This window comes from Bacillus salipaludis (genome assembly GCF_004358205.1).
Genome location: NZ_SMYO01000016.1, coordinates 14,849 through 39,694, shown reverse-complemented (window position 1 = coordinate 39,694; position 24,846 = coordinate 14,849). Strand labels below are relative to the sequence as shown.

Below are 24,846 nucleotides of genomic sequence, written 5' to 3'. Positions count from 1 at the left end.
TTTTTCAGCTTGTAACTTTACATTTTATTTTGCGCACTTTTGACACGAATAGTTGCGCAGATCCATGTAAGGGACTGAGTGACTAATTACTATTATTCTATCAATAGGGTATACTCTATTGATAGATTGCTCAAGTGTTGATTTTATTGTACAATCTAACTATCATATACACTTGTCTTTGATTACGTGTTTTTGGGAGGGATTTTATGATTTTTGGGTATGCGCGTGTTTCTTCGTTTGATCAGAACTTGGATTCACAAATTGAACAATTGCGAAATGCAAACGTAGATCGAATTGTTCAGGAAAAAGTATCAGGTGTACAAAATCAGAAAGAGGAATTGCAACAACTACTGAATCGATTAGTTAAAGGGGATACACTCATTGTTACAAGGATGGATCGTCTGGGAAGAAATACAAAGCAGTTGTTAGAGCTCATTGAAGAGTTAGAAGGACATGGCATTCATTTGGTCATATTGAATCTGGGGATTGATACGAGAACTCCTTCAGGAAAATTCATTTTAACGGTTATGTCGGCGTTTAGTGAACTCGATCGCACGATGATCAAAGAAAAACAACAAGCTGGCATTGCGATTGCAAAAAGGAAAGGGACATACAAAGGGAAGAAACAGAAGTTTACCTTAAGGCATGACGGTGTCAAACATGCAATCGAATTACATGAAACCACGAATAAACCCATAAAAGAGATCTGTAAGATCACCAATATAAGCGAAGCTACCTTTTATCGTCGATGGAGAGAATATAAGAAACAGAAAGAAAATATACCTACATCTACACACTAAAATGCCTCTTAAAATCGTTGGCAGGTTGCGTATAGACGTGGCCTAGCCAGCTCTACCAAGATATATTTTCATCATTTATTATAATCTTACGTATTTTATATCTTGTCTTACCGTACAGGTAACTGGATAAAATGTGTCTAAATTGTGTCTGAACGTACAATTTTTCACTTTTGGTAACGTGACCCCTATCAGGTGATGAACAACGGGAAAGGAATAAAAAAGGATTATCGGTTTATACCATCAATATTCATTTGCGTAATTTAAAAGCAATTTTCCGTTTTTTATTTGAGGAAGATATCATTAATAAAAATCCATCTAGGAATATTCCTTTGGTTAAAGATGACGCACATGAAGAAGTCCAAGGGCTATCGGACGAAGAAATTGATATGATACTAGATTCATATGATGATAAACAATTTGCTCAGTGGCGAGATAAGACGTTAGTGTTGCTATTATTAGACACGGGGTTACGGATCAATGAAGCAATGTCACTAACCGCTGAGCAAGTTGACTTCCATCAGAATACCCTTTTGGTTCCTTCCTCAATTGCAAAAAATAGATAGAATAGAGATATACCAATTAGCCGGGAAATATCCAAAAGGTTAAAACAGCTTTTAGATGAAACTGAACAATATTTTAGCGAAGGTTGCCGGATCTTTATGAATGCCTACGGGGATGATTTTACTGCCGACGCCTTTAGGAGAAGATTAAATGGGTTAAAAAAAAATTGGAAATACCCAAACTACATCCACATATATTTAGACATACATTTGCAAGAAATTACATTCTAAACGGCGGTGATTTATTCACGTAACAGAAAATCCTGGACCATGCTGATATTCAGACGACTAGAAAATATATTCAAATGGATTCTGAACATTTAAAGCAGCAACACAATAAATTTTTACCGGTAAGAAGATTATTTAATCGTAAAAGTAAGCGGATATAACATTTGATATTGGTTATTCCTAAAATAAGTTGAAACAACAAAAAATGCCCATAAACGCTCTGCAATTTACAGCAGAGCGTTTTAATATTCTACGTTTTATAGGTTTCTGTATTCCAGATTTAACAAATTTTTTTTGGAAAAAGGCACTTTTTTGAGTCGTGCGCGTCTACCAATTCCTCCACACCGGCGTTTTATCAAGGTTTATTGCCAATTAAGATAATGCTAGCCATGTAATTGTCCACACGATTATTAAATACCTTATTTATTAATTTCTTTATAGGACAAAGTGTCAACACGAAATAATATTAGAATATTAATTTTAATTATTTAGGATACAACGTAGCAGTAGAAGTCAACTTACTGCTGCATGTAAGAAAAAATTAATACTTCTTGACAACCATCCTACCATTACGGAATGTACCTAATAGCGGAGCATATTTTTTCATAATATCCTTTTCGAACTTAACATAATTTTCTACAGTGATTGAACCATAAATAATTTTCACCTTTTTAAAGTATCATATTGAGGCATATTAATATTTCCATTCTTTTTATGTCCTTTTATATACGCAGAAACTCTCTGGGCACCTTGCACATCTTTCCCCCAATACAGAGGATACCAATTATCAAAAACAGGAATAAAACTATTAATATCTTTAATTTTCGTTTTATTAGCAACTTCATCCTACAACAAATTTTTACATTTATTATCTAGTTGAACAAATATACCGTAAATATTACCTGCATTTAGAATAATATCAAATTTATTGTTACTTGAATTATAAGTAATATCACTAAATTTATTATCAAATACCTTATTTCCGTTATTTAATGCAAACTCTTTTAACTTACTAGTAACTATATTATCCATTTCCATTACCAATTGGTTGAACCTCTTTTCTATGTCATTAAGTGCTTTTTCGAAACAACAAGAGATTGGTTCCTTTTTCCTTTTTTAAAATTTCTTAATTACTTTTTATCCTTTTACTTCTTTGGGAATCCCAGGATATCAATCTTTTCCCACTTGTTATTTCTTCAAATGTATAATTCGTATGTGATTGAAGTTTTGGCTCTTCAGGTTTAGAAAGCTGTTTTAATTGCCTTTCTTCTTTTAATAGGTAAAATTTATATTCTTCCTTTTCTCCGAATCCAAAAGTATGTTTCCTTTCATGAATATACCCTAGCAAACGTTCTTTTTTTCCAGTGCTCAGATAACTAATTTGTTTTTCAATATCCTGGTCTTCTGGTTTTAAAACGAATTCATGTTCAACCTAAATAATGTATCCATAACACCGCCAATTTTTCGGAATGTCATATATTGAGCTTCCTTGTAAGGTCTTGGATAAGGATGAGCGTGTACCAAATAATTTTTAATAATATCCTGTGTTTGACCAGCTGGAAGTGATATAACTTCTTTCATAAAAAAACCCCCTAAAATAAAATGATCATTCTTTCCAGAATCAGAACCTATAATAAAGATTTTATTCTATACATTCAATTTTCCCGTCAAAGATTTCGTCTGCTTTTATTTTTAGTGGGTTTTGGTCACCTAATCGTCAAGACACCCGTTGAAGATTCTAAACAACAACATAATTGAGTCAAGGAAGTACTCGCTACTTTTTTGGCCAACTGTTGGATAGCTTGTGAGGACAAAATTCTTTGTAATTCTTGAGAAAAAAGAATAAGTTCATTTAAAACCTCACTACACAAAAAGCACCATCCTTTCCATCTTATTACAAAAAATGATTGCGTTTTTTTCGTTATGGGGATAATGATTTGCCTTAACTTGATGGGCATGTGGTGGTACCCCATTAGGGAAAATTCACTGTGGTTCCACAATGAAATACACTCCAACTAAGTATTAAACGACACTGCTTTATTCGGAAAATCTTTGCTGTCCTTCCTGCTTGTCCGAACAATTCTTGCCTTCAGACTGTCTTTTGCTTTTTCCTACTTACAAGGTCCAAACTAGCTCGTATTTTACGAACATCAATGATGCCAGAGGAATAGAATATTTTCCCTATAAACAAACCATACTAAAACCAAAAAATATAGAGTAAATACGGAAAGGGACGGAGTTGATGGTTTATTTTCTGAAGCATTTAAAGGATCTGAATTCTTTTCGATGCCAACAAATAAACAATAATTCTAACTCTCGGAAAAAAATATGGATAAGGAAGTCCTTTCTTCTGATTTATCCCAAAATATCGAGAAACTTCAATCGTCCTTTTCTCAAGTACCTGATTTAGTCATTCGTCGGATTAAAATAACAGATGCCACTTTTGTGTACTTGAAAGGATCAACAGATAAAAATACAATTCATACTCACGTCTTGAGACCTTTGATGGAGAGCTTCTTCAACCCTAATAATGAACTGCCTGTCACATTAGGAGATGTCGAAATCATCTATTCGTGGGGTGACGTCGAAAATGCTATTTTAGGTGGAGATAGCATTCTATTAGTAAGTGGTAAAATTTCAGGTTGTCGATTAGAAACAAAAGGATGGCCGCATATAGGCAATGAAAAAACGCCCTCATGGCACCGGGCCTAATCGATTGATTCGCTAGGGTTGAAATCGTACTAAAAGGTGAGACAATGAAAAATTATGCCTATAATGAAATCACGCTTATGCAGTATATTTTCTTGATTAATGGAGCGCAGGTAGGAACAGGTGTTCTATCCCTTCCGCGTGTACTTGCGGATAAAGCAGGAACAGACGGTTGGATAGCTATTCTGATAGGATGGATATTTTCCATGATGGCCAACATTTTAATTGTAAAAACGGTGGAAAGATATCCAAGTGCCACCCTTTACGAAATTCTTATACGATTATTTGGAAAAATAATTGGGAAAGCAGTAGTCTTGGTGTACATGATGTACTTTGCATTTTTCGCTTGTTCGACTCTTGTGAATGCCTGCCTGTATATCAAGTCATGGTTCCTGCCTAAAACCCCTGATTACATTATTTTACTTTTATTTTCGATTCCTACATTTTTAGTTGCCCGAAACGGGATTCGAATTTTAGGCAGATACTCCGAACTATCTTTTTATTTGGTGATGTGGATCCCACTTTTTTTCTTGATACCTCTTCGAGATGGAAATTGGTTGCACTTTCTTCCTTTACTGAAAGAAGGGTGGAAACCTGTATTATCAGCAGTGCCGACCACTACTTTTTCCTTTTTGGGATTTGAAGTTGCATTCTTCTTGTACCCCTTTTTAAAAAAAAAGCAGTATGCTGTTCTCGGAGTCGCAATTGCGAACACAATAACGATGTTGTTTTATTTATTTACAACGATGGTCTGTTTTGCCTATTTTAGCCCCGAGGGGATATTAGAATATAATCAACCCGTCCTGAACCTAGTTAAATTAATTGAATTTCGCTTTTTGGAACGTTTCGACATGATTTTATTGGCCCATTATCTGATTGTTGTTTCCACAGCCTGGATCCCTTGGGTATATTTTTCTGTATTTTGTTCTAGTAAATTGCTGGGAAAACAGGATCATAGCTCCCATGTAGTCGTTTTATTATTAATTTTTATTGGAATTATCTTTTGGCACCAGCCTACCTGGAATGAATCTGAAAAATGGCAAATAATGATTGTGAAAGGAGGGCTTCTATTGGCATATGTCGCTCCCCCCTTTTTATGGGTCTATAGCTGGATATTTGAAAAGTACCGTCGGAGGGTTAACACTTGAAAAGGGAATACTATGTTGCCTGTTACTCTCAGTTTTTATGATGACCGGTATTGGAGGTAAATACCATTTAAACAAGAACTAAATAAAAAACGGACTGAACGGTTCAGCCCATAAAACCGTTTTATAAAACAGCAGGGATATAAGGTGGTTAGGTTTAGCGGGTCCTGGATTAACCTGGAATGAGAGAGATTCTAAAGAGGATTGGGAAGGTATTAAAAAAGTCCAAGTAAATAAAAAGAGGCGAAGATTAGTCGCTCCCTTTAACTTCGAGAACTTTTTAAAAATACCTCTTTAAATAGCTGATTAGATAATTCGCTACAAAAGAGGGAAATCAGCCTACCCTAACCTAAAGTCCTATACGAATTATATCCATTACCAACTACCTCAAAAAAGGTTATTTGTGGTCTACAAATTAGATCGTTTAGCCAGATTCATAAAACGATAAATCGAAATTGCTGACCCCTGCGGGGAAAAAAAGAGAATTTGTAGCAATAGATAAGTTAGATACATGCTGAAGTTGAAACATTGATTAGGATGTAATCAGTATTTACGGAATTTAAAACGGGACATCATTCGTGAATGGAATAAGGCTGGCCTGAAGGCAGCCAAAAGCTAGAGGCGAAAAGATGGCAAGCCAAAAGGGTAATCTTACAAAAACTTAAGCCGGCTATCACCTTGCATCACACCTAAAAAACCTTCTCCCATTAACCTAATCCGTTTGTTGAATAAGAAAATCAGTCCTTAAAATGATAATAAGGGGTGGAAGATGCTTTTATTTAATTCCAGCTAAAAAATGAAGGTAGCCGAAGCAGTCCATTTTTAATGAGGTTCTATACTTCACCCGGCACTTAATCGGCTCAATAAATGTAAATTTATCATCCTCTGAGACGACTTTAAAAACCAAAAAGTCGTTTATTTTTTACCATCTTATATATATACATGTTTGATTCCGTATAATGCTATAATTGGGCTTGGATTTTCATTACATGCAATACAAACTTAATATCTCGCAAGATCCAAAATAATATCTAGTAGATAGAAAGTAAAACAGGGGGAGATTTAATTTGGTAAAGATCGGCAGGGCCTTCCTTACTGGGGCATTATCGTTAGGAATATTGCTGGGAGTTGGTACAGCAAATAAAACGGAAGCAAGTTCATTTGATACTATTACAGTTAAAGCAAACTCTATATTCTCACTTAGCCCAAACGGTAAATTATTACATGTTCAAGATTCAAGAGGAAAAACAGTTTATGCTAGAAATTTATATGATTTACCTGATTTATATTATTATGACGATGATAACAGTATTCACGGTTACGACGTGAAATATGTAGATTATGATCGCACCTCGGGATATAAAACTTCTGTCAAAACACAAGTTTACACAAAAGCAAGTCTTACTAGCGCCCTTATCGCACATACAAGTAAAGGAAAAATTTACAAAATACAAATATCAAAAGATACCCTTCTTACTAAAGTTAATTCTAAATGGTATAAAGGTTCAATAAAGTACATGGATTATAAGAAAATCGGCAAAAAATGGGTTAAGAAAACGAAGACAGCAAGAGTGTATGTTCCATATAACAAAGTAAAACCCATAACAATTTGGAAAAAACATGTAAAAGAAGCGTTAAATGGATATTTTTCTCCGTGGAAAAGAGAAGGAATTACTTTAGCTGAATATAATCAAATTCAAATCGGTATGACGTACAATCAAGTGGCTGAGTATCCGTCCTTTTCACGGGCGATATTAAATAATAATTATATGGAAACAATTCCTTTTCTGTTTTTCTTGACCGTACGGTCTCCCCTCCTCGATTCCGTGTCATTACCTTTTTTCTTATATTATATTATCCAGCCTAATACCCTTTCCCTGTTGACCGTTTAGTGGTAGTACTTGGATTATTTATCATATATTGTCCGAGCGTACATATTATTATATTTTGAATTTAGCACATATTGAAATTAAAATTTTAATTTCTTTCGTTTATTTATGAAAATCAGGGGGCCAACAGAATAAAAACAGAACTTAGGAATGAAGTAGGTAGACTTTCTTCTTAACAATACAAAGTCCCATCGGGTAAAATCTCCAAATCCTCCCGAGTTTTCCGCGACATTGCTCAATCCTCGGATAAGTCTCCTTTAACCGGGCAAAAACACCCTTATACGGATCACCTTGCTCACTATTCCCTTCCTGCTCGAGATCGCGTATTTTCTTTGCCACACGGAGTTCGGCATAAACACCTTGCGGTATCGTAGGTTCAGCGCATCTTCCGTCCTTGACCAGCTGGGCTATGACTTTGGATTTGTTTAAAATAGAATACCTCCAACAAGTTAATCAAGTGTTAAATAGTAATAAACAATTATTTGGAGTTTATATTCAACCTAAAAAACAAGAAAGATATTTTATTGATCAGGCCATTAAGGAGTACTGTTTATCAAAAAGGGAAGCAGAAATTGTTGATTTAATTTCAAAAGGTCATAGCAATAATGAGATTGCAGCAACATGATTTTTGAGTATTAATACTGTAAAGTCTCACTTGAATAATATTTTTAACAAACTAAATGTCAATAATAGAACCGCTGTTCTTCATAAAATTACAAGCCTAATTTAAAGTTATCCACTATTCGAGGGGATTTCTAATTTCCTAGTACCTTTTTGCATATAGGTGATGCAAACACAAAGAGACAAATCTAAAAATAAAAATAAGCATTCAAAGGTATAGACTAGTCGCATATGTATCCGACTCATATCACCAAAAAATGGACCATTCAAGCTAATTCGCAATTCTGTTGCTTTTTCCGTCGGAAAATAAATATAAAATAACCCAGATGGAATAGAGGTATCTTGTTCAATGGCAATTGAAACTGTGGCTTCCTTTAAAGTCTGCCACTGCTGGGCATATTGTCCGCAGATACGAGTAAAGCTTCTGTAAATCCAGCAAATTCCAAAGTCACTGTTTTAGAGGATAGATAATAGATGGCAACCTGTTCCCCATCTTCAAACAGCGTAATTTTTTGGAACTCTGCTTCTCCTTCATATGTTTTCGTGAAATTCCATTCTCGCAGGTGACCTTTTACTTTATGGGTAAGCTGCACCTCAGAAAGTTTTGGTAAGTATGGTGTCAGCTCGTTGGCGAAGTGGTTCAGTACGAGGACTCGTATCGGCTCTGCTACATTCGTGGCGAAGGACTTCTAATCGGTTTGGCGGAACAACTCGGTAACAAATAAGTAAGTGACGTTTTACAAAAAGCCTTTACTGAAATATACATTACTGAAGTAAAACTTGAAACAGAAAAGCAGTGTGAAATAACTTGAAGAAGTCGGGTACGTCATATAACACAGCATTCACGCTGCGGGACTCTCCGAGCCCCTTGGTCGCCAGGGGAAGAAGCAGAGAAGCAGATATTCAGGCGACACCCCTGCGTGCTTAAGAACTTCGTTCTAAGGCTCGCGGGTTCGTGAATGCGAAAACGTTATATGCCAATCCGTCTCGATTTGAAGAAAATTCTTATTCAATAAAAGAGTTCTTTTCTTGAGTAACGAAAAATCCCAATTTCTCAATATTAATGCTGAGAAAATTGGGATTTTTTTTTTTTGAATCTCCTTAACTTTGTAAATACGGGCGTATCTAAACTTAGAAGTAAAAAAACTTGTTTTGAAGACATGTAAACAATGTATTCGTAAGTGAATGTTTTCGCAAGCTGTTCACTATACATATTTTCTTTAAGAGGTACCACATGCCCATTAAGCTAAGACAAATCATTACCCCCATAACAAAACTGCTAAAGATGTAACAAGCAATTTATTTAATCAGGTTTTGAATGGCATTAAAGATGTTTAAAAAATAAGGTTGTATTTGACCGAATAACAAAAAAACCTGGATGCAATGGTTTCTTGCCTTCCAGGTTTTTCTGTCTACTAAAAATTATTTTGACTTTTTTACAGTTGTTTTTATGCCTTTACTTACATTTCCAGCTTTGTCCTTTGCCTTAATAACTAACACAGTTCCTGCTTTTTGTTTTTTGATTCCCACAAAAAAATTGCCGTGTTTATTTGCCTTTCCTATTCCAATTGTTTTGTTGTTTACTTTAATTGTAATAGTCGCATTTGCTTCTGTTTTTCCTCTTACAGCTGTACTTTTATCATTAACAACGTTTACTTTAGGTGTAGCTGGTGGCGTTTTATCGATCACTGTAATTCTTGTTTCTTTACTACTATTACCTGTTGCATCCTTTACAGTGACAGCTATTATAGTGTATGCTTTTTGTTTTTTAATTTTAATTTTAAACGCACCTGTTTTATCAGCTTTGCTCGTGCCAATTACTTTCCCATTCACTTTTGCTGAAACATTAGCATTTGCCTCTGTTTTTCCTTTTATAACTGTACTATTATCATCGACAGCGTTCACTTTTGGTGTAGCCGGCGGCGTTTTATCAATCACCTTTATCTTTGTTTCTTTACTGCTATTTCCTGCTGCATTTTTTGCAGTGATTGCTATTTCATAGCCTGCTTTTTGTTTTTTAATTTTGATTTCAAACGCGCCTGTTCTATCAGCCTTACTTGTGCCAATTACTTTCCCATTCACTTTGGCAGTTATTTGGGCATTTGCTTCTGAACTTCCTTTAATGACTTCGTCCCGATCACTAACTGGTTTGACCTTAGGCGAATTGGGAAGAATGACATCTTTTACTGTAACCTTTACTTCACTGCTTTCCCTGTTCTGGTCATCTGAAACAGTTACATACAATACAGTATTTCCCTTTTGCTTGTCAATCTTTATTTTAAACGCCCCAGAATCATCTGTATTGCCCGTTTTAATGACTTTTCTAGAAGAATCCTTGATATTGACAGTTAATTTGGGGGCTGCGTTGCCAGTTAGATACTCATCAATGTTTGATAAAGGTTGGACAGTTGGCTTTTCAGGTGCTTTTTCTACTGCTATTCTAAAAGTTGTTTCCGGCCCGTTGTCAACACCTTTGGTACTTATTATCACATTCAATAGTTTTCCCGATTTTTGAACTGGAATATTAACAGTAAATGTCCCCGATGCTGTTGCTTTACCTTCGCCTAATTCTGTATCTCCATCTAAAACTTTTACGGTAGATCCATTGATGGCTGTTCCGGTAACTTTAGTCTGATTGTTTAATAGACGGTCTACATTTGCGTTTAATGCCACCGCACTAAACGCACTATAGGCATTCAAATTCCCCCAGCCAGATACTTGATCATATCCGGGAACAACCTCTTTCGTTGGTTGCGGATATTCTTGATCCGGGGTTCCCGGAAAATCTCCGTTCGGATTATCTTGTTCATTGAAGCTAATATCATTTGCTGTTTTCGTCAATAAATATTGAATTTCAGATGGTGTTAAGTTCGGTTGTTGCGAAAGCAGCAAACTTGCAACTGCTGAAACATGTGGCGCAGCCATTGAAGTACCACTTGCATACGTCACATTTCCATTAGGAACAAGACTTGGTATGTCACTTCCGGGAGCAACAAGATCCAACCCCTCCCCGTAATTAGAGAAATCTGATACAACATTTAGACGATTCGTTGAACCTACAGCGATTACATATTTTGAAGAGGCTGGATAGGAAACTTCTTCAAACCCATCATTGCCGGATGCAGCGACAACGGTGATATTTTTTTTGTTTGCATATTGTAAAGCATATTCAATTGTGCGGCTATATGGACCGCCAAGACTTAGATTAATCACTTTTGCCCCATGATCAGCAGCATATAAAATACCGAGAGCAATCTGTTCTGTATCCCCACTTCCTGATGAGTCCAAAACTTTTACCGGCAGGATTTTAGCTGAAGGAGAGATACCTGCCATTGAATACCCATTATTAGCCGAGGCCGCGATAATTCCAGACACATGGGTACCGTGTCCGTTATCATCCATAATATTATTTGTCCGATTAATAAAATTATAGCCTTGATCAGATTGAACCTTGTCCTGTAAATCTGCAAGTGTATGATCAACACCTGTATCAACTACAGCAACGACAGTATCTTTTAATTGGCCGTTTATTAAATTTTGTAGCTTTTCAAACTGGATATTAGCATCTTTATTGATCTTATCAGGCCCAGTATTTCCTTCATTTTCATGTAGCGACCACTGGTATTTGTACTGTGTATCGGCTGTTAGGGCTTTATATTGCTGAATCGGTTCAACAAATTCAACCTCTGGAAGGTTTGCAATTTGTTTAATAGCAATTTTAAATTGATTTGTTTTATTCATTTCGACAACTAGTAGATTATGATTATTAGTTTGTTTCACATTTAATGGATTAATAGATCTTAATCCGTAAGCCTTAACTTTCGTTTTGAATTGACTAAGCGGTTTTCCTTCCTTTAATTTCACGATCATACGGTTTTCTTCCTTGTCATTGGAAGTTTTTAAATCAAGTTTTTCAATAACAGAAGACAAACTAGAATTAGTTAAATTTGAAATACCTATCTCAGCAGCTTTTTGCTCAATTTGTTTTTTCAGAAATCCAGGAACTGATTCCTGTAAAATCTTATACAAGTTGTTAATTGCTTGTTGTTCATTGGTTTTAATGATATAGGAGCTTTGGTCCCCGTTTTCAGCTAGATCTGCAAATAAACCTTTCAATTGAACCAAGTTTTTATATACATCTTCTCGTAGTGCTTTATTGACAATCATTTTTGTGCCTAAAAACGGCGCTGTTTTATAATATAAAGAAGTGAATTCTCTTCCTTTATCAGTATTAGCTAATAGAGTTTCCCGAATCATTCGTAAATCTTTAAGAATCCCTTTGCCGTTTTCTCTATTTAAAACACCTAATTCAGCCGGACACTGATCCCCGATAGGTGAGTCGGATGGTGCGAGTGTATCCCCTTCATAGCTGATGGTATATACCGGATTAACAATCGGCGGAGAATCAGGTCCCTCTTCGCCCTCAAATTCTTTACTTTCACCTTCTTCTAATCCACTATTATAATTTTCAACCTTTATGTAATATGGTCCCGTCCATGCAAGCGGAAATTCAATTTGTGCAGGCTCGTTTGAATAAGTGTATCCCATATAACGGTCAAATGTATTATCGTTCAGTGCATTTTCTAAGCTAGAATAAACAGAAATGTTTAACTCCTGCTCTGACTGCAATTTGATGCGAAAGTGAGTGTTCTTAGAAACATCTTCATTTGTGGGCATCACTTTATACCAATGCGTTTGTTCCGACGGTTCAAATTGTGCTTCTATTGGTGTGGTTGTTAATACTTTTTCATTTAAAGAACTACCTGTTGCTGCTTTCGTTTTAACTGGGTTCTGACTATACAGAAGTGTAAACAAAAGAACTAAAACAATGAAAATACTAAACTTTCTCTTTCTCATAACTTACCCCCATAAAGTATAATTTTACTCTATTAGTTAACCATAATATACCAAATTTGTAAAATAGTTATATGCTATTTCTTAACTAAAAGAATTCAAATTCCTGATGAACTTAAATCTACTAATGTTTTATATTCAAAATCTTGTCACCAAGTTCACAAGGAGAAATCTCCCTGGTCGGCCTCATTTTTTAGCCAATTATAAGGAAAAGTGTTAATTCCTAAAGAGTGGTTTGTTGTTAAGCTTGAAGAATTACAAAGAGAAATTGATGGAATTGTAATGATGGCTAATCTATACGACTAACAGGCTTAAGCCTGTAATATAAGCCTTAAGGCTAATTCTTAAATAATGTTTGATTCGTTTCGGAGGAGTTTTCATATCAAAAAAATCGTCGGCCCTTGCAGCTAGATCCACTTCACGAATTGCCTTCATAATCTCTTTAATCGTGGGGAGTGTAGGTGCATAATCATTATCGGATGATATTTTACTAATTGTAGTCCTACTTATCTTTGTTTTATTTCTAAACAAACAGGCGTGCCACGTTCAACCATTGGAAAAGTGGACAGTACGAAAACCTTTCTAATTGCCCATCCTTTAAAACAGACTATACCTATCGAGAAGCTTTAAATATTTTAATTAAAGGTCCTAAATATGTGGATGAAACACAGTTAAAAAGAATGATTGAAGAGGAATTGGAGATTAAAGAGCATTGGGAGAATCGGAAGTAAAACAAATGTGTGCTTACTGCGCAAAGATGAAGAATTTGAAGCTAAGAAAAAACAATTGCATAGGATTTGATCCAGAATGAATGTATCCATTAAGCTTCATTTTATCTCGAATGAAAATAAAGTCATGCGTAGGGGAGAATTTCCTTTGAGAAGAAAACGGCCTGAAGAAGTAACTTTTTTATTTTGGAAACAGATCAAAAGAGAAATGCCGTTTGGTGGAGAATAGTGCGAGTAAAGGCAAGTGGAGAAGATATAACTGAATTAGTAATGGAATTAGAAAAAGCCCCTCTCGATGATTAAAGTGTACCCATTGTAAAGGACATTTTAAAAAAGGTTATGCCATATTGAGAAGATAATTTCTGTATTCAACAGGGGTCATTTTCTTTAAATTCCATTGATCTCTAAAATTGTTATAGTAGATCATATAACGCCTTATTTCTTTTTTTGTTCTTCTAAAGAATTACACTGGTTTATAAATGCCTCATCCTTAAAATGGCCAAAAAAAGACTCTTGTGGAGCGTTATCCCAACAATTCCCTCAAATTGTGCTTTAGCCCACAATAAACTAAAAGTAGCAGGCATCCGCCAGATACTTTCAGAAAAAAATTATAAAAATACAAAAGCAAATGGAGAAATACTATCCGTTTTTCTTCACTTGCTTTATTTTAGAAATTATCGGACAGCCCCTTTTCCTTTTTATGAAGCTGGTTCAACCTTTGTTGCTTTATAGCTTGAACCATCCCATTGGACATACACACGATATTTTTGCGTGCCATTTCCTTTTGCTGATACAATCCCAACTGAGCCGCCTGGGTTGCTTTTGTCGCTCCCTAACCACCATACAGTTATATTGCTTTGATTTATTCCAATAGCAGAAGAGATTGTCTGCAGCATCTCCTGCCAATCTTGAGAATTTGAATCATAGCTTGTAACATGCTCGTTATTCTGGTTCGGAGCATCGTCAGAATTTCCTCCTTTAACATACAGTTCATTATTCACTCTATTAACGTCACTTGGCTGCTTAAAGCTGGTTGAATCTGTTCCAAACGCTTGCATCATGTCCTTAAACATTATTTGCGAGATTTTGGTAGTATCTCCAAGCATATAGTTGCCTGGACCGTTATTCACATACCCAGTCCATACAGCCATCGTGTATTGTGGGGTATAACCCGCAAACCAACTATCATTTACTGCGTTGGATGGATATCCAAATTGAGCACTGGTCTTATGGTCAAAATTGGTTGTTCCTGTTTTTCCAGCAACATCCAATCCTGGGACATTTGCCGTTTTTCCAGTCCCAGAGTTTACGACTGTACGTAACATATCTGTTACCATATAGGCTGTGTAATCATGCATAACACGGTTTGGCTGTGGCGTAAAGCTCACAACTTTTCCATCAGGAAAGACTACTTTTTGGACAAAATGCGGTTGATTGTATACTCCTTCATTTCCAAAAGCACTGTAGGCCCCTGCCATTTCTAAAGGATTAACTGTATTACTTCCAATCGCGTAGGATTCGTACACTTGGTTGTTATTAAAAGGAATACCGAGGTTTTCTGCAAAATTCTTTGCCTTATCTATGCCAACCTCACGAAGAGTATGAAGCGCAGGGATATTATAAGAATATTGTAGTGCCGTCCGTATTGACAACATCCCGTGATATTGATTATCCCAATTTGAAATAGATTGACCATTTGTATACGTTGTCGGCTGATCATTGATTTGGTGAGCAGTTGACCATTTCAAATATTCAATCGCAGGACCATAATCAAAAATCGGCTTAAACGAAGAACCTGGTTGACGTTTTATATCAATTGCAAAGTTGTTTCCTAGAAATGTTCCTTTATATTCATTTCGTCCGCTCCCTATTGCCCGGACTTCACCAGTTTTTGTATCTAAAAAAACAAATGAACCTTGAAACTTAGAATTAGGATAAGCAATGATATCATTTGTGTTCATCATTTTATCCGCATAATCCTGTGCTTTTGGATCTAAAGTGGTATAAATAGATAATCCATCCGTGCTGATGTCTACACTTTTAAGTTTTCCTTCCACTTCTTTAACAGCTGCATCAAAAAATGCTTCATAAGGAATACCTTGTTGAGTGGTTTTCGGAACAAGGCCCTCCGTTACGGGTACTTTCATCGCTTCCTTCATTTGTTTCTCTGTAATATAGCCCTGTTTATGCATGGAGCTTAACACAAGATTACGTCGATTGGTGGCAGCCTCTCTGTTCGCAGGTTTAGACGGATCGTAATTAGCTGGACTTTGTGGGAGCCCTCCCAGCATGGCAGCCTCCGGAAGCGTTAATTTATTTAAATTATTTGCATCAATTCCGTAATAGGTTTTTGCAGCAGCGGCCACTCCATAGGCCCCATCTCCAAGGTAGATCTTGTTTAAATACATCGTTAAAATATCCTGTTTAGAATATTTTTTGTCCAATTGATACGCCAGGTACCATTCTCTTACCTTTCGCTTTATGGTTTTCTGTGGAGACAAAAAGGAGTTTTTAATTACCTGCTGTGTTATGGTACTACCGCCCTGAGAACCGAAGTGCCCGGTTAGATTCTTGAAAATCGCTATAGCGGTCCGTTTAAAATCTATACCATCATTTTTATAAAAATTTGCGTCTTCGGTAGCAATAAATGCGTGTTCCAACACTTTTGGAACTTGAGTATACGTAATTTTCGTTCGATTTTCTTTACCGTATTCATAAATGAAATTCCCTTCTTTATCATAAAATTTTGTTGGTAGTGGATCTACTAGTTTTGAAGAATTTAATTTAGGCGCATCTTTAATCATAGTAGCGAAGGTAATGGCACCTACTCCTGACGAAACAAATCCCAGCACCAAACAGGAAATTAACACTTTTTTCAACAAGGATGCTATTTTTGGCGTTTTATTACTTTTTTTTTGATTTTGTCTTATTTTTACAGCTTGTTTTCGTTCGTGACGAGAACGATACGTTTCTTCTGACATTCATCTTCTCTCCTATGTGTAAGTTACTAAAAGTTGATTTAAAAAGAAGCAGTTATCAATAACTTGTCTCTGACTGATGAGAGACTGATTTTAGTCCATTACTTTTCATTTAAAATCCGTCTATAACGAATTAAATTAATAAAAATCTAATCATCCCTTTACGTGTTTCGAAATAAGGTATTTACGCTGTTCAATCTTTTCTATTGTTTCTTGCATAGCCTGTTCCTTTTTAACATCTAGCTCTATCATTCTTTCCTCTCATTTAAATCCTTCTATAAAGAAGAACAAATAACAATATCCTTCAAACTAACCCTCCCCTATACTCCTACTCTATTGAGGGTCTAAAGTTGAAATGAACGTCTACAAATGCAACCGGCTGAATGAAAGTTACAATTATTATTTCATAAACAAGCATTTATAGTTTTGTTTTGTTTTTCATAGACATTATACATAAAAATGAGTAGAAATAATTTTTCCGTATCTTTACATATTTGAGTCAATTTCATATTATTTTATTGTAATTTTTTATTAAGGCTCAATTTTCATTATAAAAAAGCCCTTTAGAGAAATGTTTTGTCTGGATTATCTTAATGATTTTTCTGAAACCGATGAAATGAATACAAGCGTAAAGGTTTATTTTGATTTTTTGGATTTGATTGTATTGTGTATGGTTGGATTTGTTCCAAGCAGAATGATGTAGATATTTAATTTCCACTTCACTCTTATTGTGACTTCCTTATCAACAATTGGAATGGCTATTTTTAGCTTCAAATACTCTAAATTTTGTACCAATATATTCAAATACCTAATAGAAAAAGAGTATTCTTTAGTTAATGCTGTCATCGGTATCGAAGAAACACAAAGGGAAGATAGTAGTGTAAAAGAAGTGCCCCTGAAGGGGTAAAGGCTAAAAATTTATGTATATAAAAGTTGTAAGTTTTGTACACTACGAAAACAGCAGCTTTTTTCTTTTGTCACTTTAGGAGGTAATTTGCGCTTGTTTTAAGCGATATTTTGCACTATAAATAAATATAAAAAGCCCAATATCTCAATAAAATTGAGATATTGGACTTTTATCATTACTTCGGATTAGCTCCCGATTCTTAATAGTTAAAAAGTTTATATATTCCTAAAGCTGAAAAAACACATAGAAATCTAACAAATAAATAGCTACAATTTCAATACATATTCCTAAAAAGAATGAGAATATCCTTCCTATTAACATCTTTGTTTTACCGAAAATAGACATCCACAAACAAAATAAACCTAAAAACATGAATAAAATTGAGAATAAAACTATCACCATTTTTACATCCTCATTCCCAATTGTGATGTTCTAGTCTTAAATAAAATTATAAAAATTCCACTTAGTAAATTATTCCTCTTCCTAACTTATTGCTACAGCCAGGGACAATTATTTCAAAATTCTCAATTTTCACAATCTATAATTCCCGACAATATGGCCCATTAAAGAAAGACGCCTTCTTATTTAGGAATGGCGCCCTATAATGGAATAACTGAGTAGCTCAGGATAACTATTTTAGTTTAAGTATTTTTCTTTACAATCTCTTAGTTCAGGATAGATACTTTTTAGATGCTGATTCCCACGCTACAAAGAATTCTTACTGTTGAATATCTGTCTTTTTTATCTACTTCAACTGCTTTCATTGCAACTTCGTAAAGCTTTTGACCTGCATCTAACTTTTTAAAATTGATCGGTCAAGTTCTCCACCCAACAATCCAAAAGCGATTGCACCCATATTAAATACGTTAGTTCTTTCATTTATCCAGCATCCAATTCAAACTACTTCTGGCGACATAAATCTTGATGATCCCCATAGTCTTCTCTAGATGATGAAATTTCCGTGTGAAAGTCATTCAAAAATCTTCTTATCCTTCAAAATTTGAAGGGTAATTTGCTTTGCCTTGCTGCTGCTCGCCAGATTGTCTGCCTCAATATTCGTGGCAAAAATATTAGCGTTTCCGTCCTTTTCAACGTAACCGATGAAATTTCCGTTGACCGGAATCCCGTTAATCACTCCATCCTTCCATCCTGTACCCGTTTTTCCAGACAGCATTGCGCCATCCTTCTGATCCAATACGAGTATTTTCTTCACAATATCGATGTTTCGGTGAAAGAAAGGCAGTTGGTAGGTGTAAAACCGTTTTAAGAAATCCACTTGCTCTATGGGTGAGATTTTTAATGAACTTTGCAGCCAGAAATGGGTCAATCCTCCCGAAATATCCTCATTTCCGTAGTGGATCCGGTGCAAAAAATACTGCTCACGATTTTCCCCCAACCGGCTAGACACTTCTTGGAAATACCAGATCGTCGAATTTTGAATCGCTTGGGTCAAAGTCTGATCCTGATTCCATTGAGGAAATGGATATTCGGTTCCATCCCATTGAAACATCGTGTTTTCATCTTCCAACACTCCCGTTTGCAATCCAAACAAAGCATGAGGTACTTTAAAAGTGGAATTGGGTGAAAGCCGCTTTTCACTCTTGGATTTGTTGTAAATTGTATACTGTTTATGCTCGAGATCATACATCACGAATGTGCCGCTAAAACCGGTAAAATACGAACTTAGATCTTCGTAGACGACATTATGTTTTTTTATGACATCGTTCTTCTCAGCATAACTTTTACTGTTGAAAATTAGAAGGATTGTAGCCGCAAAAGTTATTACGACTAAGTATGCCAATATTATTCTCCATCGCATGGTCATTCTCCTTTAGCGTACATTTTTATTATGTTTTTTTCGGGTTTGGTCACCAACTTAAATCCTATTAACCTCTCTAACTTTTATTTCTCTTTTCTTACTAAGTAGCCCAACAAAAAATACAACATACTAAGAGATAAAATCATAAATTCATCTGTGCTTCCTAATTCTTCCCCCTTTCATTTTTAGACTAATCCTCTAACAATCACTTAATTCAACTGACACTACTAATTATTTCAAATTTTCCAAATTTACACAATTACTTATTGTTAAATGGCCCGATTGCTGAACAAAGTTTAAAATGTACACATTTAGTATTTGTTACAAAACTCGTATGTTTTTTAAATTTCGCTTTTTTTCTAATTTGATTTCCATCTGTTACTTTTCATTTATTTTGTCGTTTTTTTGTCAACGAAAATAACGTGTAGAAGGGTATGCCGGAATTTTGAATACAAAGAAGATTTTCAAACTAAAAAATCCGATTCCCTAAATATTTGAGGAATCAGATTTTTTGATTTGTCTTATTCTACAATCGAAATGAATAAACCACTAAATATTTTGGTTATTTTTTTGGGAGGAGAAATTTTAACTAGCACCCGATTGCGAATTTAAATGGAACTTTCAAGGAACTTTCATCCTGTGTTTCTAGGGAGTAGTTTTGAACTTTTAACCTAAAATAACTTTACATTCTTACATATTTAAATTGTTTCCCTTTTTTATATACACTTATTTCACCTATTGAAGCTAGATAACGTAAATAGGCATTGGTTTCTCCAATCGCAATCCATTGGTCAAATACACTTGAATCTACTGGAAATAATGATTGTGATACTTCGTATGCATTCATTTCTCCAGTTATTTGCTCGAGTACAAAACCTATCCGTTCTTCATAGTGATGTAGAAGCTCAGTGATCCGCTCTTGAACATCAGTAAAAATGGGACCATGTCCTGGAAGCACCAATGAAATTTTCATTAATTTTATCCTTTTCAATGTTGCAAGGTAGCTGCTTAATGGATTTTCATCTCCGTAACCATGATATGAAATATAAGGGATCGCTTCTTTAGTCAAATGATCGCCCGAAAGGAGAAGCTGTTCTTCTCGGTTATAAAAACAAATGTGTCCGTCCGAATGACCTGGCATGTGTAAAGCTTCAAATAGAAGCTCTCCAATCGGATAAAGTCGATTCGTATCTATGGTGAATAAATTATTTGGAAAACTGGTATCTATTTTATTGACCGGTTGTAATTGCTTGACTAATTCCTTAGACATACCAGCAGCTAAGTAAAATTCTGTAAAAGATTCTCTGTCTAGAACTGACAAAGCAAGTGATTGTTCTTTCTCGCTCAAAAAAACATCTGCCCCTGTCTGTTGCTGTAATTCTCTTGCGTATTCAAAATGGTCTGCATGATGATGAGTGATCAAGATACGTTCCACATCATGCTTCGGATTAATACCATGTTTAGAAAACGTCGCCTTCCAACTTTCCCGTGTTACTTCTTGGTTCATCGCTGTGTCGATGATTGTCCATTTCCCTTCCCGCTGTGCTAAGTAACAATGAACATTGCCATTCCAAAACGGTAGTGGGATAGTCACTTGATAAATGCCATATCGATTCATTTTTTATCCTCCCAGTAATTAATGGCAAAATAGGCTATAGCTGAAGTGCTATAGCCTATTTTGGTACGAAGTAAATTGCTTGTTTTCATGACGATCTTCCGAACAATCCTATACTTATATCCCAAGTCCGCCCAACATCATGCTATGGAATGTACTTTATATTTTATGATTTTGAACTTCGATCTTCTGATTTATTTCTTTCATTTGGATTGGCTTCTCTTTTAGAAAAAGAGCACTAATAGCTGCCAAGCCAGCAAGAAGAGAGAAATAAATAAACACTTTTGAAAAGTTATAATTGTTGCTGGTTCCCACAGTCACCAGATATCCGGCCACTAAGGGAGTAAGAAATGCCCCCAACTGACCGAAACCATTAACTAATCCCGTTGCACTACCTACAACTGAACTCGGATATCTCTTCTGAACGACGGCTGTGATACAACCGGAGTTAAAAGCAACGAAAAACCCAGAGAGAAGAAGTAAAGTAATCAGGGCAGCAGTATTCCCCTTTTCAATAGAACCAATTATCCAAAGAGTAGGAATACATCCTAAATATGCGATTAATGCAACTGGTTTCATTTTATTAAATTTATCCAACAGCCATCCTCCCATTAGAATACTGACGATACTAATAATAGGAGGCAATGAGGCTATGAATCCCATTTCCTTGATATTAAAGCCATGCTGCTGGACTAAGAATGTACTAAGCCAAGTGGTGAAACCCCAAAGAATACCCATTTGACAAAACATAATCAAGCAAATGACATAGAAAGAAGGGTCTTTCAAGAAAATTTTACTTTTTACTTTTTCTTTTGGAAATTCTTGTAGAACGGCTCCTTGATCCGCATTTATTAAATCAAGTTCCTCTATTTTTAATCGACCTTTTTCATACATTTCCTTTGGCGTATCTTTAAAAAATGCCCAAAGTAACAAGATGCCTATTAAACCAGGTATAGCTAATGTGAAGAATACAGGTCTCCACTGGTCATTAAAAAAAGTGGCAGAGAGACTAGTCAAAATAATCGGCGCAAGCGCTAACCCTACATAATTGGATGTATTGAAAAAAGAAAGCGCTTTCCCTCTCTGGGAATATGGAAACCAGCTACTTACCGCTTTAGCCGAAGGAGGGAAATGATGTGCTTCCCCAAGCCCCAAAGCAATTCGAAGAGCAACAAATTGGCCGAAGGTTTCGGCATATCCAGTTAAAAAAGATGCTAAAGTAAATGTGACAATGGCAACATACATGACCTTTTTCGGTCCGAATTTATCCGCTAAAAATCCAGAAGCAACTTGACCAACAGAGTAGGCAAGAAAGAATATCGAAGCTATTTGTCCAACCTGTACTGGTGATAAATTCATATCTTTTTGGATGAACGGTAAAAAGGTTATAACAGCCATGCGATCAAAGTAATTGATTATATAGAGTATCCAAACGATAAACAAAATAACGTATCGATATCCCCATACTTTTTTCATTGCATTTGACATTGGTTTGATCATTCCTCTCCAAAGTTTATAAAATGTATTAGTACAGAATAACTGTTTATGAGGAACCGAATATTCTTTTCTGCTTGTACAATTGTTCCTGGGCTTCAATGCTCGAGTAAACTACATTTCCATCTTCTTGATTTAGAAAACGAACAAACATTCAGTACTGAAGCTGATTTTATGTTTTATATCAGGAGCCAATCAACTCTTTAATCTGCTCAGTGATAGTAGTCCATACCGGTGACTTTGGGTCAGTGATTTCAAAGTGTTCGACATTCGAAAGTGTAATCATCTTTACTTGGTCACCTGCTTGTTCGGCAAGTTCTTTATAAAGGGCACTTAATTTGAATGGGACATTTACATCCAGATCACCGTGAATCAATACTTGGGGTACATTTAGCGGGAGTAGATGGACCGGTGATACCTCTCGATATCTTTCAGGCACCTCATTTGGTGTCCCCCCTACTAGGTCAGTCACTGGGTTTTCAATTTTCACCTTTTTTACCATTCGTTGTTTGTATTGTATAAGGTTACTCATAAGCTCTAAGTCAATGATGCCACCCAAACTTACAACTCCTTTGAGCAAAAGAGGATCATTAGACGTTTTCAAAATACTCCCCATTGAAAGGCGATGACGTCCGGCTAACCAAAGAGCCAAATGACCTCCTGCAGAGTGCCCCACCGTAATGACATTCGTTAGATCTAAATTAAATTGTTCAGCTATTGTTCGTAAAAAGTCTGTTGCACTAGCAACATCTTGCAATGTACCAGGATAGGATCCACCAACGTTCCCTACCCTTCTATATTCAATATTCCACGTTGCCAATCCACTATTTGTAAGGTCCTCAGCAACGTCATCCATTAAATCCGATTCAAAAATTGATTTCCAAAATCCACCGTGAATTACGATTGCAACAGGATGGGGGCCTGGCCCTTTCGGAATCCGTAAATCACCAAACTGCCACTCATCCTCTGCGTACGCTATTCGCATTTTTTTTGTAATTTCATTATCCATCTTAGTTGTATTCCCCATGTAAACCCCTCCATTTCTCCAGGTGATTAAAAAGTAAAATTTATAACAATTATTTCTCACCTCACTTCTTTTTTTATAAAAAATTAAAATAAGGAATAAGATATTTATGAGTAGTATTTTATAATACTACCTCTTTAAAGGATTATAAACAATATTCAGAATAGTGTCAATGTAATTATGTATTAAAGTAGTATTTTTTAATACCACTATTTTTCAAGCGACGATTTTCTAATATTTGGCCAGAAATTACTTCAAAACATGTGTGTAAAATATGGAAATAAGTATCTTGATTATTTTTTGCATTCTAGTAGTATTTAAATATATTCATCCATTAGTAGCACCATAAAATAACACTTATGTTTATACAGATAAAAGGAGGTTTCATATGATTGAGTTGCTAAAAAAAATAGGATTATCTGATCTTGAAGCACGCTGCTATTTAACACTTCATGATGAACCCGGAATATCAGGTTATGAGGTTGCTAAAAGAGTGTCAGTTTCTCGTACTAATGTTTATTCCGCCCTGCGATCGTTAACAGATAAAGGTGCTTGTCGCAGCATTGAGGGAGAACCGGTCCGATACGATACTGTTCCAATCGAGCATTTAGCGAAACATTTACAAGCTGAATTTGAACAAGTTACAAAAGTTTTAGTAAATAAATTAAAGTCTCCACCTAGAATTACTCCGTCTTTTTACAACTGGCAAGGGGAGAAGCAGCTTAATACAACTATTCATCGAATAATTGCAAATGCTGAAGATTTCATAATTATAGACATTTGGTCAGAAGATTTACATTGGGTTGAAGAGGACTTGCTTGAAGCCGAAAAAAGAGGAATCAATGTCATACTCATTACTATAGGTGAGTGTCAAACAATGCTTCAGAACGTATTTGTTCACGTAAGGAGCGATGATTGGAGCATTTCTGAATTAAGGAATTTTTCGATTTTATGCGATTCACATACAGCATTACTAGGAGGCTTTGGAGGTTCAACAAAACTATCTGCCTTAGAGACTGACCATCCATCTGTAGTTGGTATGCTCAAAACAGCTTTTTACCATGATCTAATCATGCAACATATTGAGAAAGATTTTGAAGCAGAACTATTGGATAAGTATGGGGAAAAATACAAGAAGATATTTGAATTTTATGCCAATGAGAAAGGTTAGAATATATAAATTTATGAAGGCACGATGGATGCTTAAGAATTGCTCCTGCCACTGTATTTACAATTGAACAACCAGCTTGTATCAATTAATGAGATGATTAAACGTCCTATAAGTCATGAAATTTAATCTAAAAGAAACTTTTCGCTTTTTTCTTTTCAAAAAATTGCCAGATTCATATCTGGCTGTTTTTATAAAATTATGAGTTCTTATTCAACTGACAGTTCGTTTAAATACAATTACTTCACAATCTATTCTATTACTTAATAATATATCTAATTTTCTTAAATACGTTCTTCAACAATTT

17 protein-coding genes and 4 pseudogenes are annotated in these 24,846 nt (G+C 35.4%); 10 read left to right on the top strand and 11 right to left on the bottom strand.

From position 1 onward, the window contains the following. Positions 1-206 precede the first annotated feature (206 nt). Together E2K98_RS24370 and E2K98_RS24365 are read left to right on the top strand one after the other, a co-directional pair. The gene (locus tag E2K98_RS24370) at positions 207-800 is read left to right on the top strand and encodes a recombinase family protein (protein WP_133338800.1); all 594 of its coding nucleotides are present in this window, start codon (positions 207-209) and stop codon (positions 798-800) included. Positions 801-1,129: 329 nt separating this feature from the next. Further along, positions 1,130-1,363: a tyrosine-type recombinase/integrase gene (locus E2K98_RS24365; RefSeq protein WP_165976368.1), complete on the top strand. Its 234-nt coding sequence runs from the start codon at positions 1,130-1,132 to the stop codon at positions 1,361-1,363. A gap of 1,071 nt (positions 1,364-2,434) precedes the next feature. Here E2K98_RS24365 and E2K98_RS24360 read toward each other — a convergent pair. The 3 genes and pseudogenes from E2K98_RS24360 to E2K98_RS32410 form a co-directional block, all read right to left on the bottom strand. Then, entirely contained in the window at positions 2,435-2,632 is a 198-nt protein-coding gene (locus tag E2K98_RS24360; RefSeq protein ID WP_133338796.1) for a hypothetical protein, read from the bottom strand. A gap of 366 nt (positions 2,633-2,998) precedes the next feature. Next, complete coding sequence (locus E2K98_RS31190) at positions 2,999-3,169, bottom strand: hypothetical protein (protein ID WP_165976367.1); 171 nt, start codon at positions 3,167-3,169, stop codon at positions 2,999-3,001. A gap of 137 nt (positions 3,170-3,306) precedes the next feature. After that, a pseudogene (locus tag E2K98_RS32410) lies at positions 3,307-3,459 on the bottom strand (IS4 family transposase); the annotation flags it as partial. 457 nt (positions 3,460-3,916) lie between these two features. Between E2K98_RS32410 and E2K98_RS24355 the strand changes: the two are divergent. The 6 genes and pseudogenes from E2K98_RS24355 to E2K98_RS24330 form a co-directional block, all read left to right on the top strand. Then, positions 3,917-4,300: a spore germination protein gene (locus E2K98_RS24355; RefSeq protein ID WP_133338794.1), complete on the top strand. Its 384-nt coding sequence runs from the start codon at positions 3,917-3,919 to the stop codon at positions 4,298-4,300. Between the two features lie 44 nt (positions 4,301-4,344). Next, positions 4,345-5,445, top strand: a complete 1,101-nt coding sequence (locus tag E2K98_RS24350) for a GerAB/ArcD/ProY family transporter (RefSeq protein WP_133338792.1) — start codon at positions 4,345-4,347, stop codon at positions 5,443-5,445. A gap of 1,064 nt (positions 5,446-6,509) precedes the next feature. After that, positions 6,510-7,334, top strand: coding sequence for a hypothetical protein (locus tag E2K98_RS24345; RefSeq protein WP_133338790.1), 825 nt, complete (start codon positions 6,510-6,512; stop codon positions 7,332-7,334). Positions 7,335-7,746: 412 nt separating this feature from the next. Then, entirely contained in the window at positions 7,747-7,956 is a 210-nt protein-coding gene (locus tag E2K98_RS24340; protein WP_133338788.1) for a response regulator transcription factor, read from the top strand. Between the two features lie 3 nt (positions 7,957-7,959). Further along, positions 7,960-8,061 carry a helix-turn-helix transcriptional regulator gene (locus tag E2K98_RS32405; protein WP_133338786.1) on the top strand — a complete coding sequence of 34 codons (102 nt, stop codon included), beginning with the start codon at positions 7,960-7,962 and terminating at the stop codon, positions 8,059-8,061. A 511-nt stretch (positions 8,062-8,572) separates the two neighbouring features. Then, positions 8,573-8,677, top strand: a pseudogene (locus E2K98_RS24330) (VOC family protein); the annotation flags it as partial. Between the two features lie 697 nt (positions 8,678-9,374). Here E2K98_RS24330 and E2K98_RS24325 read toward each other — a convergent pair. Continuing rightward, positions 9,375-12,809 carry a S8 family peptidase gene (locus E2K98_RS24325; RefSeq protein WP_133338784.1) on the bottom strand — a complete coding sequence of 1,145 codons (3,435 nt, stop codon included), beginning with the start codon at positions 12,807-12,809 and terminating at the stop codon, positions 9,375-9,377. A gap of 804 nt (positions 12,810-13,613) precedes the next feature. Between E2K98_RS24325 and E2K98_RS31185 the strand changes: the two genes are divergently transcribed. Next, positions 13,614-13,763: a hypothetical protein gene (locus E2K98_RS31185; protein ID WP_165976366.1), complete on the top strand. Its 150-nt coding sequence runs from the start codon at positions 13,614-13,616 to the stop codon at positions 13,761-13,763. A 108-nt stretch (positions 13,764-13,871) separates the two neighbouring features. Here the strand turns inward: E2K98_RS31185 and E2K98_RS24315 are convergent. The 7 genes and pseudogenes from E2K98_RS24315 to E2K98_RS24290 all read right to left on the bottom strand — a co-directional run. Further along, positions 13,872-14,074, bottom strand: a pseudogene (locus E2K98_RS24315) (IS3 family transposase); the annotation flags it as partial. Between the two features lie 158 nt (positions 14,075-14,232). Beyond that, positions 14,233-16,515, bottom strand: coding sequence for a PBP1A family penicillin-binding protein (locus tag E2K98_RS24310; protein WP_165976365.1), 2,283 nt, complete (start codon positions 16,513-16,515; stop codon positions 14,233-14,235). Between the two features lie 1,574 nt (positions 16,516-18,089). Beyond that, positions 18,090-18,359, bottom strand: a pseudogene (locus E2K98_RS32400) (serine/threonine protein kinase); the annotation flags it as partial. Between the two features lie 30 nt (positions 18,360-18,389). Continuing rightward, entirely contained in the window at positions 18,390-19,238 is an 849-nt protein-coding gene (locus tag E2K98_RS24305; protein WP_165976364.1) for a class D beta-lactamase, read from the bottom strand. A 682-nt stretch (positions 19,239-19,920) separates the two neighbouring features. Next, positions 19,921-20,856, bottom strand: a complete 936-nt coding sequence (locus E2K98_RS24300) for an MBL fold metallo-hydrolase (RefSeq protein ID WP_133338780.1) — start codon at positions 20,854-20,856, stop codon at positions 19,921-19,923. A 156-nt stretch (positions 20,857-21,012) separates the two neighbouring features. After that, on the bottom strand, positions 21,013-22,353 hold the full coding sequence (locus tag E2K98_RS24295; RefSeq protein WP_235824924.1) for an MFS transporter: 1,341 nt from the start codon (positions 22,351-22,353) through the stop codon (positions 21,013-21,015). A 178-nt stretch (positions 22,354-22,531) separates the two neighbouring features. After that, a complete protein-coding gene (locus E2K98_RS24290; protein ID WP_133338778.1) occupies positions 22,532-23,374 on the bottom strand; it encodes an alpha/beta hydrolase family protein in 843 nt (280 codons plus the stop codon). A gap of 385 nt (positions 23,375-23,759) precedes the next feature. Here E2K98_RS24290 and E2K98_RS24285 point away from each other — a divergent pair, with 385 nt between their 5' ends. Then, entirely contained in the window at positions 23,760-24,542 is a 783-nt protein-coding gene (locus E2K98_RS24285; RefSeq protein ID WP_133338776.1) for a TrmB family transcriptional regulator, read from the top strand. Positions 24,543-24,846 lie beyond the last annotated feature (304 nt).

Bases quoted from the DNA above. Each gene is read 5' to 3' on its own strand.
- E2K98_RS24305 (WP_165976364.1), bottom strand. From the start codon at position 19,238: ATGCGATGGAGAATAATATTGGCATACTTAGTCGTAATAACTTTTGCG.
- E2K98_RS24355 (WP_133338794.1), top strand. From the start codon at position 3,917: ATGGATAAGGAAGTCCTTTCTTCTGATTTATCCCAAAATATCGAGAAA.
- E2K98_RS24285 (WP_133338776.1), top strand. From the start codon at position 23,760: ATGATTGAGTTGCTAAAAAAAATAGGATTATCTGATCTTGAAGCACGC.
- E2K98_RS24310 (WP_165976365.1), bottom strand. From the start codon at position 16,515: ATGTCAGAAGAAACGTATCGTTCTCGTCACGAACGAAAACAAGCTGTA.
- E2K98_RS24300 (WP_133338780.1), bottom strand. From the start codon at position 20,856: ATGAATCGATATGGCATTTATCAAGTGACTATCCCACTACCGTTTTGG.
- E2K98_RS24295 (WP_235824924.1), bottom strand. From the start codon at position 22,353: ATGATCAAACCAATGTCAAATGCAATGAAAAAAGTATGGGGATATCGA.
- E2K98_RS24290 (WP_133338778.1), bottom strand. From the start codon at position 23,374: ATGGGGAATACAACTAAGATGGATAATGAAATTACAAAAAAAATGCGA.
- E2K98_RS24370 (WP_133338800.1), top strand. From the start codon at position 207: ATGATTTTTGGGTATGCGCGTGTTTCTTCGTTTGATCAGAACTTGGAT.
- E2K98_RS24325 (WP_133338784.1), bottom strand. From the start codon at position 12,809: ATGAGAAAGAGAAAGTTTAGTATTTTCATTGTTTTAGTTCTTTTGTTT.
- E2K98_RS24350 (WP_133338792.1), top strand. From the start codon at position 4,345: ATGAAAAATTATGCCTATAATGAAATCACGCTTATGCAGTATATTTTC.
- E2K98_RS31190 (WP_165976367.1), bottom strand. From the start codon at position 3,169: ATGAAAGAAGTTATATCACTTCCAGCTGGTCAAACACAGGATATTATT.
- E2K98_RS31185 (WP_165976366.1), top strand. From the start codon at position 13,614: ATGAATGTATCCATTAAGCTTCATTTTATCTCGAATGAAAATAAAGTC.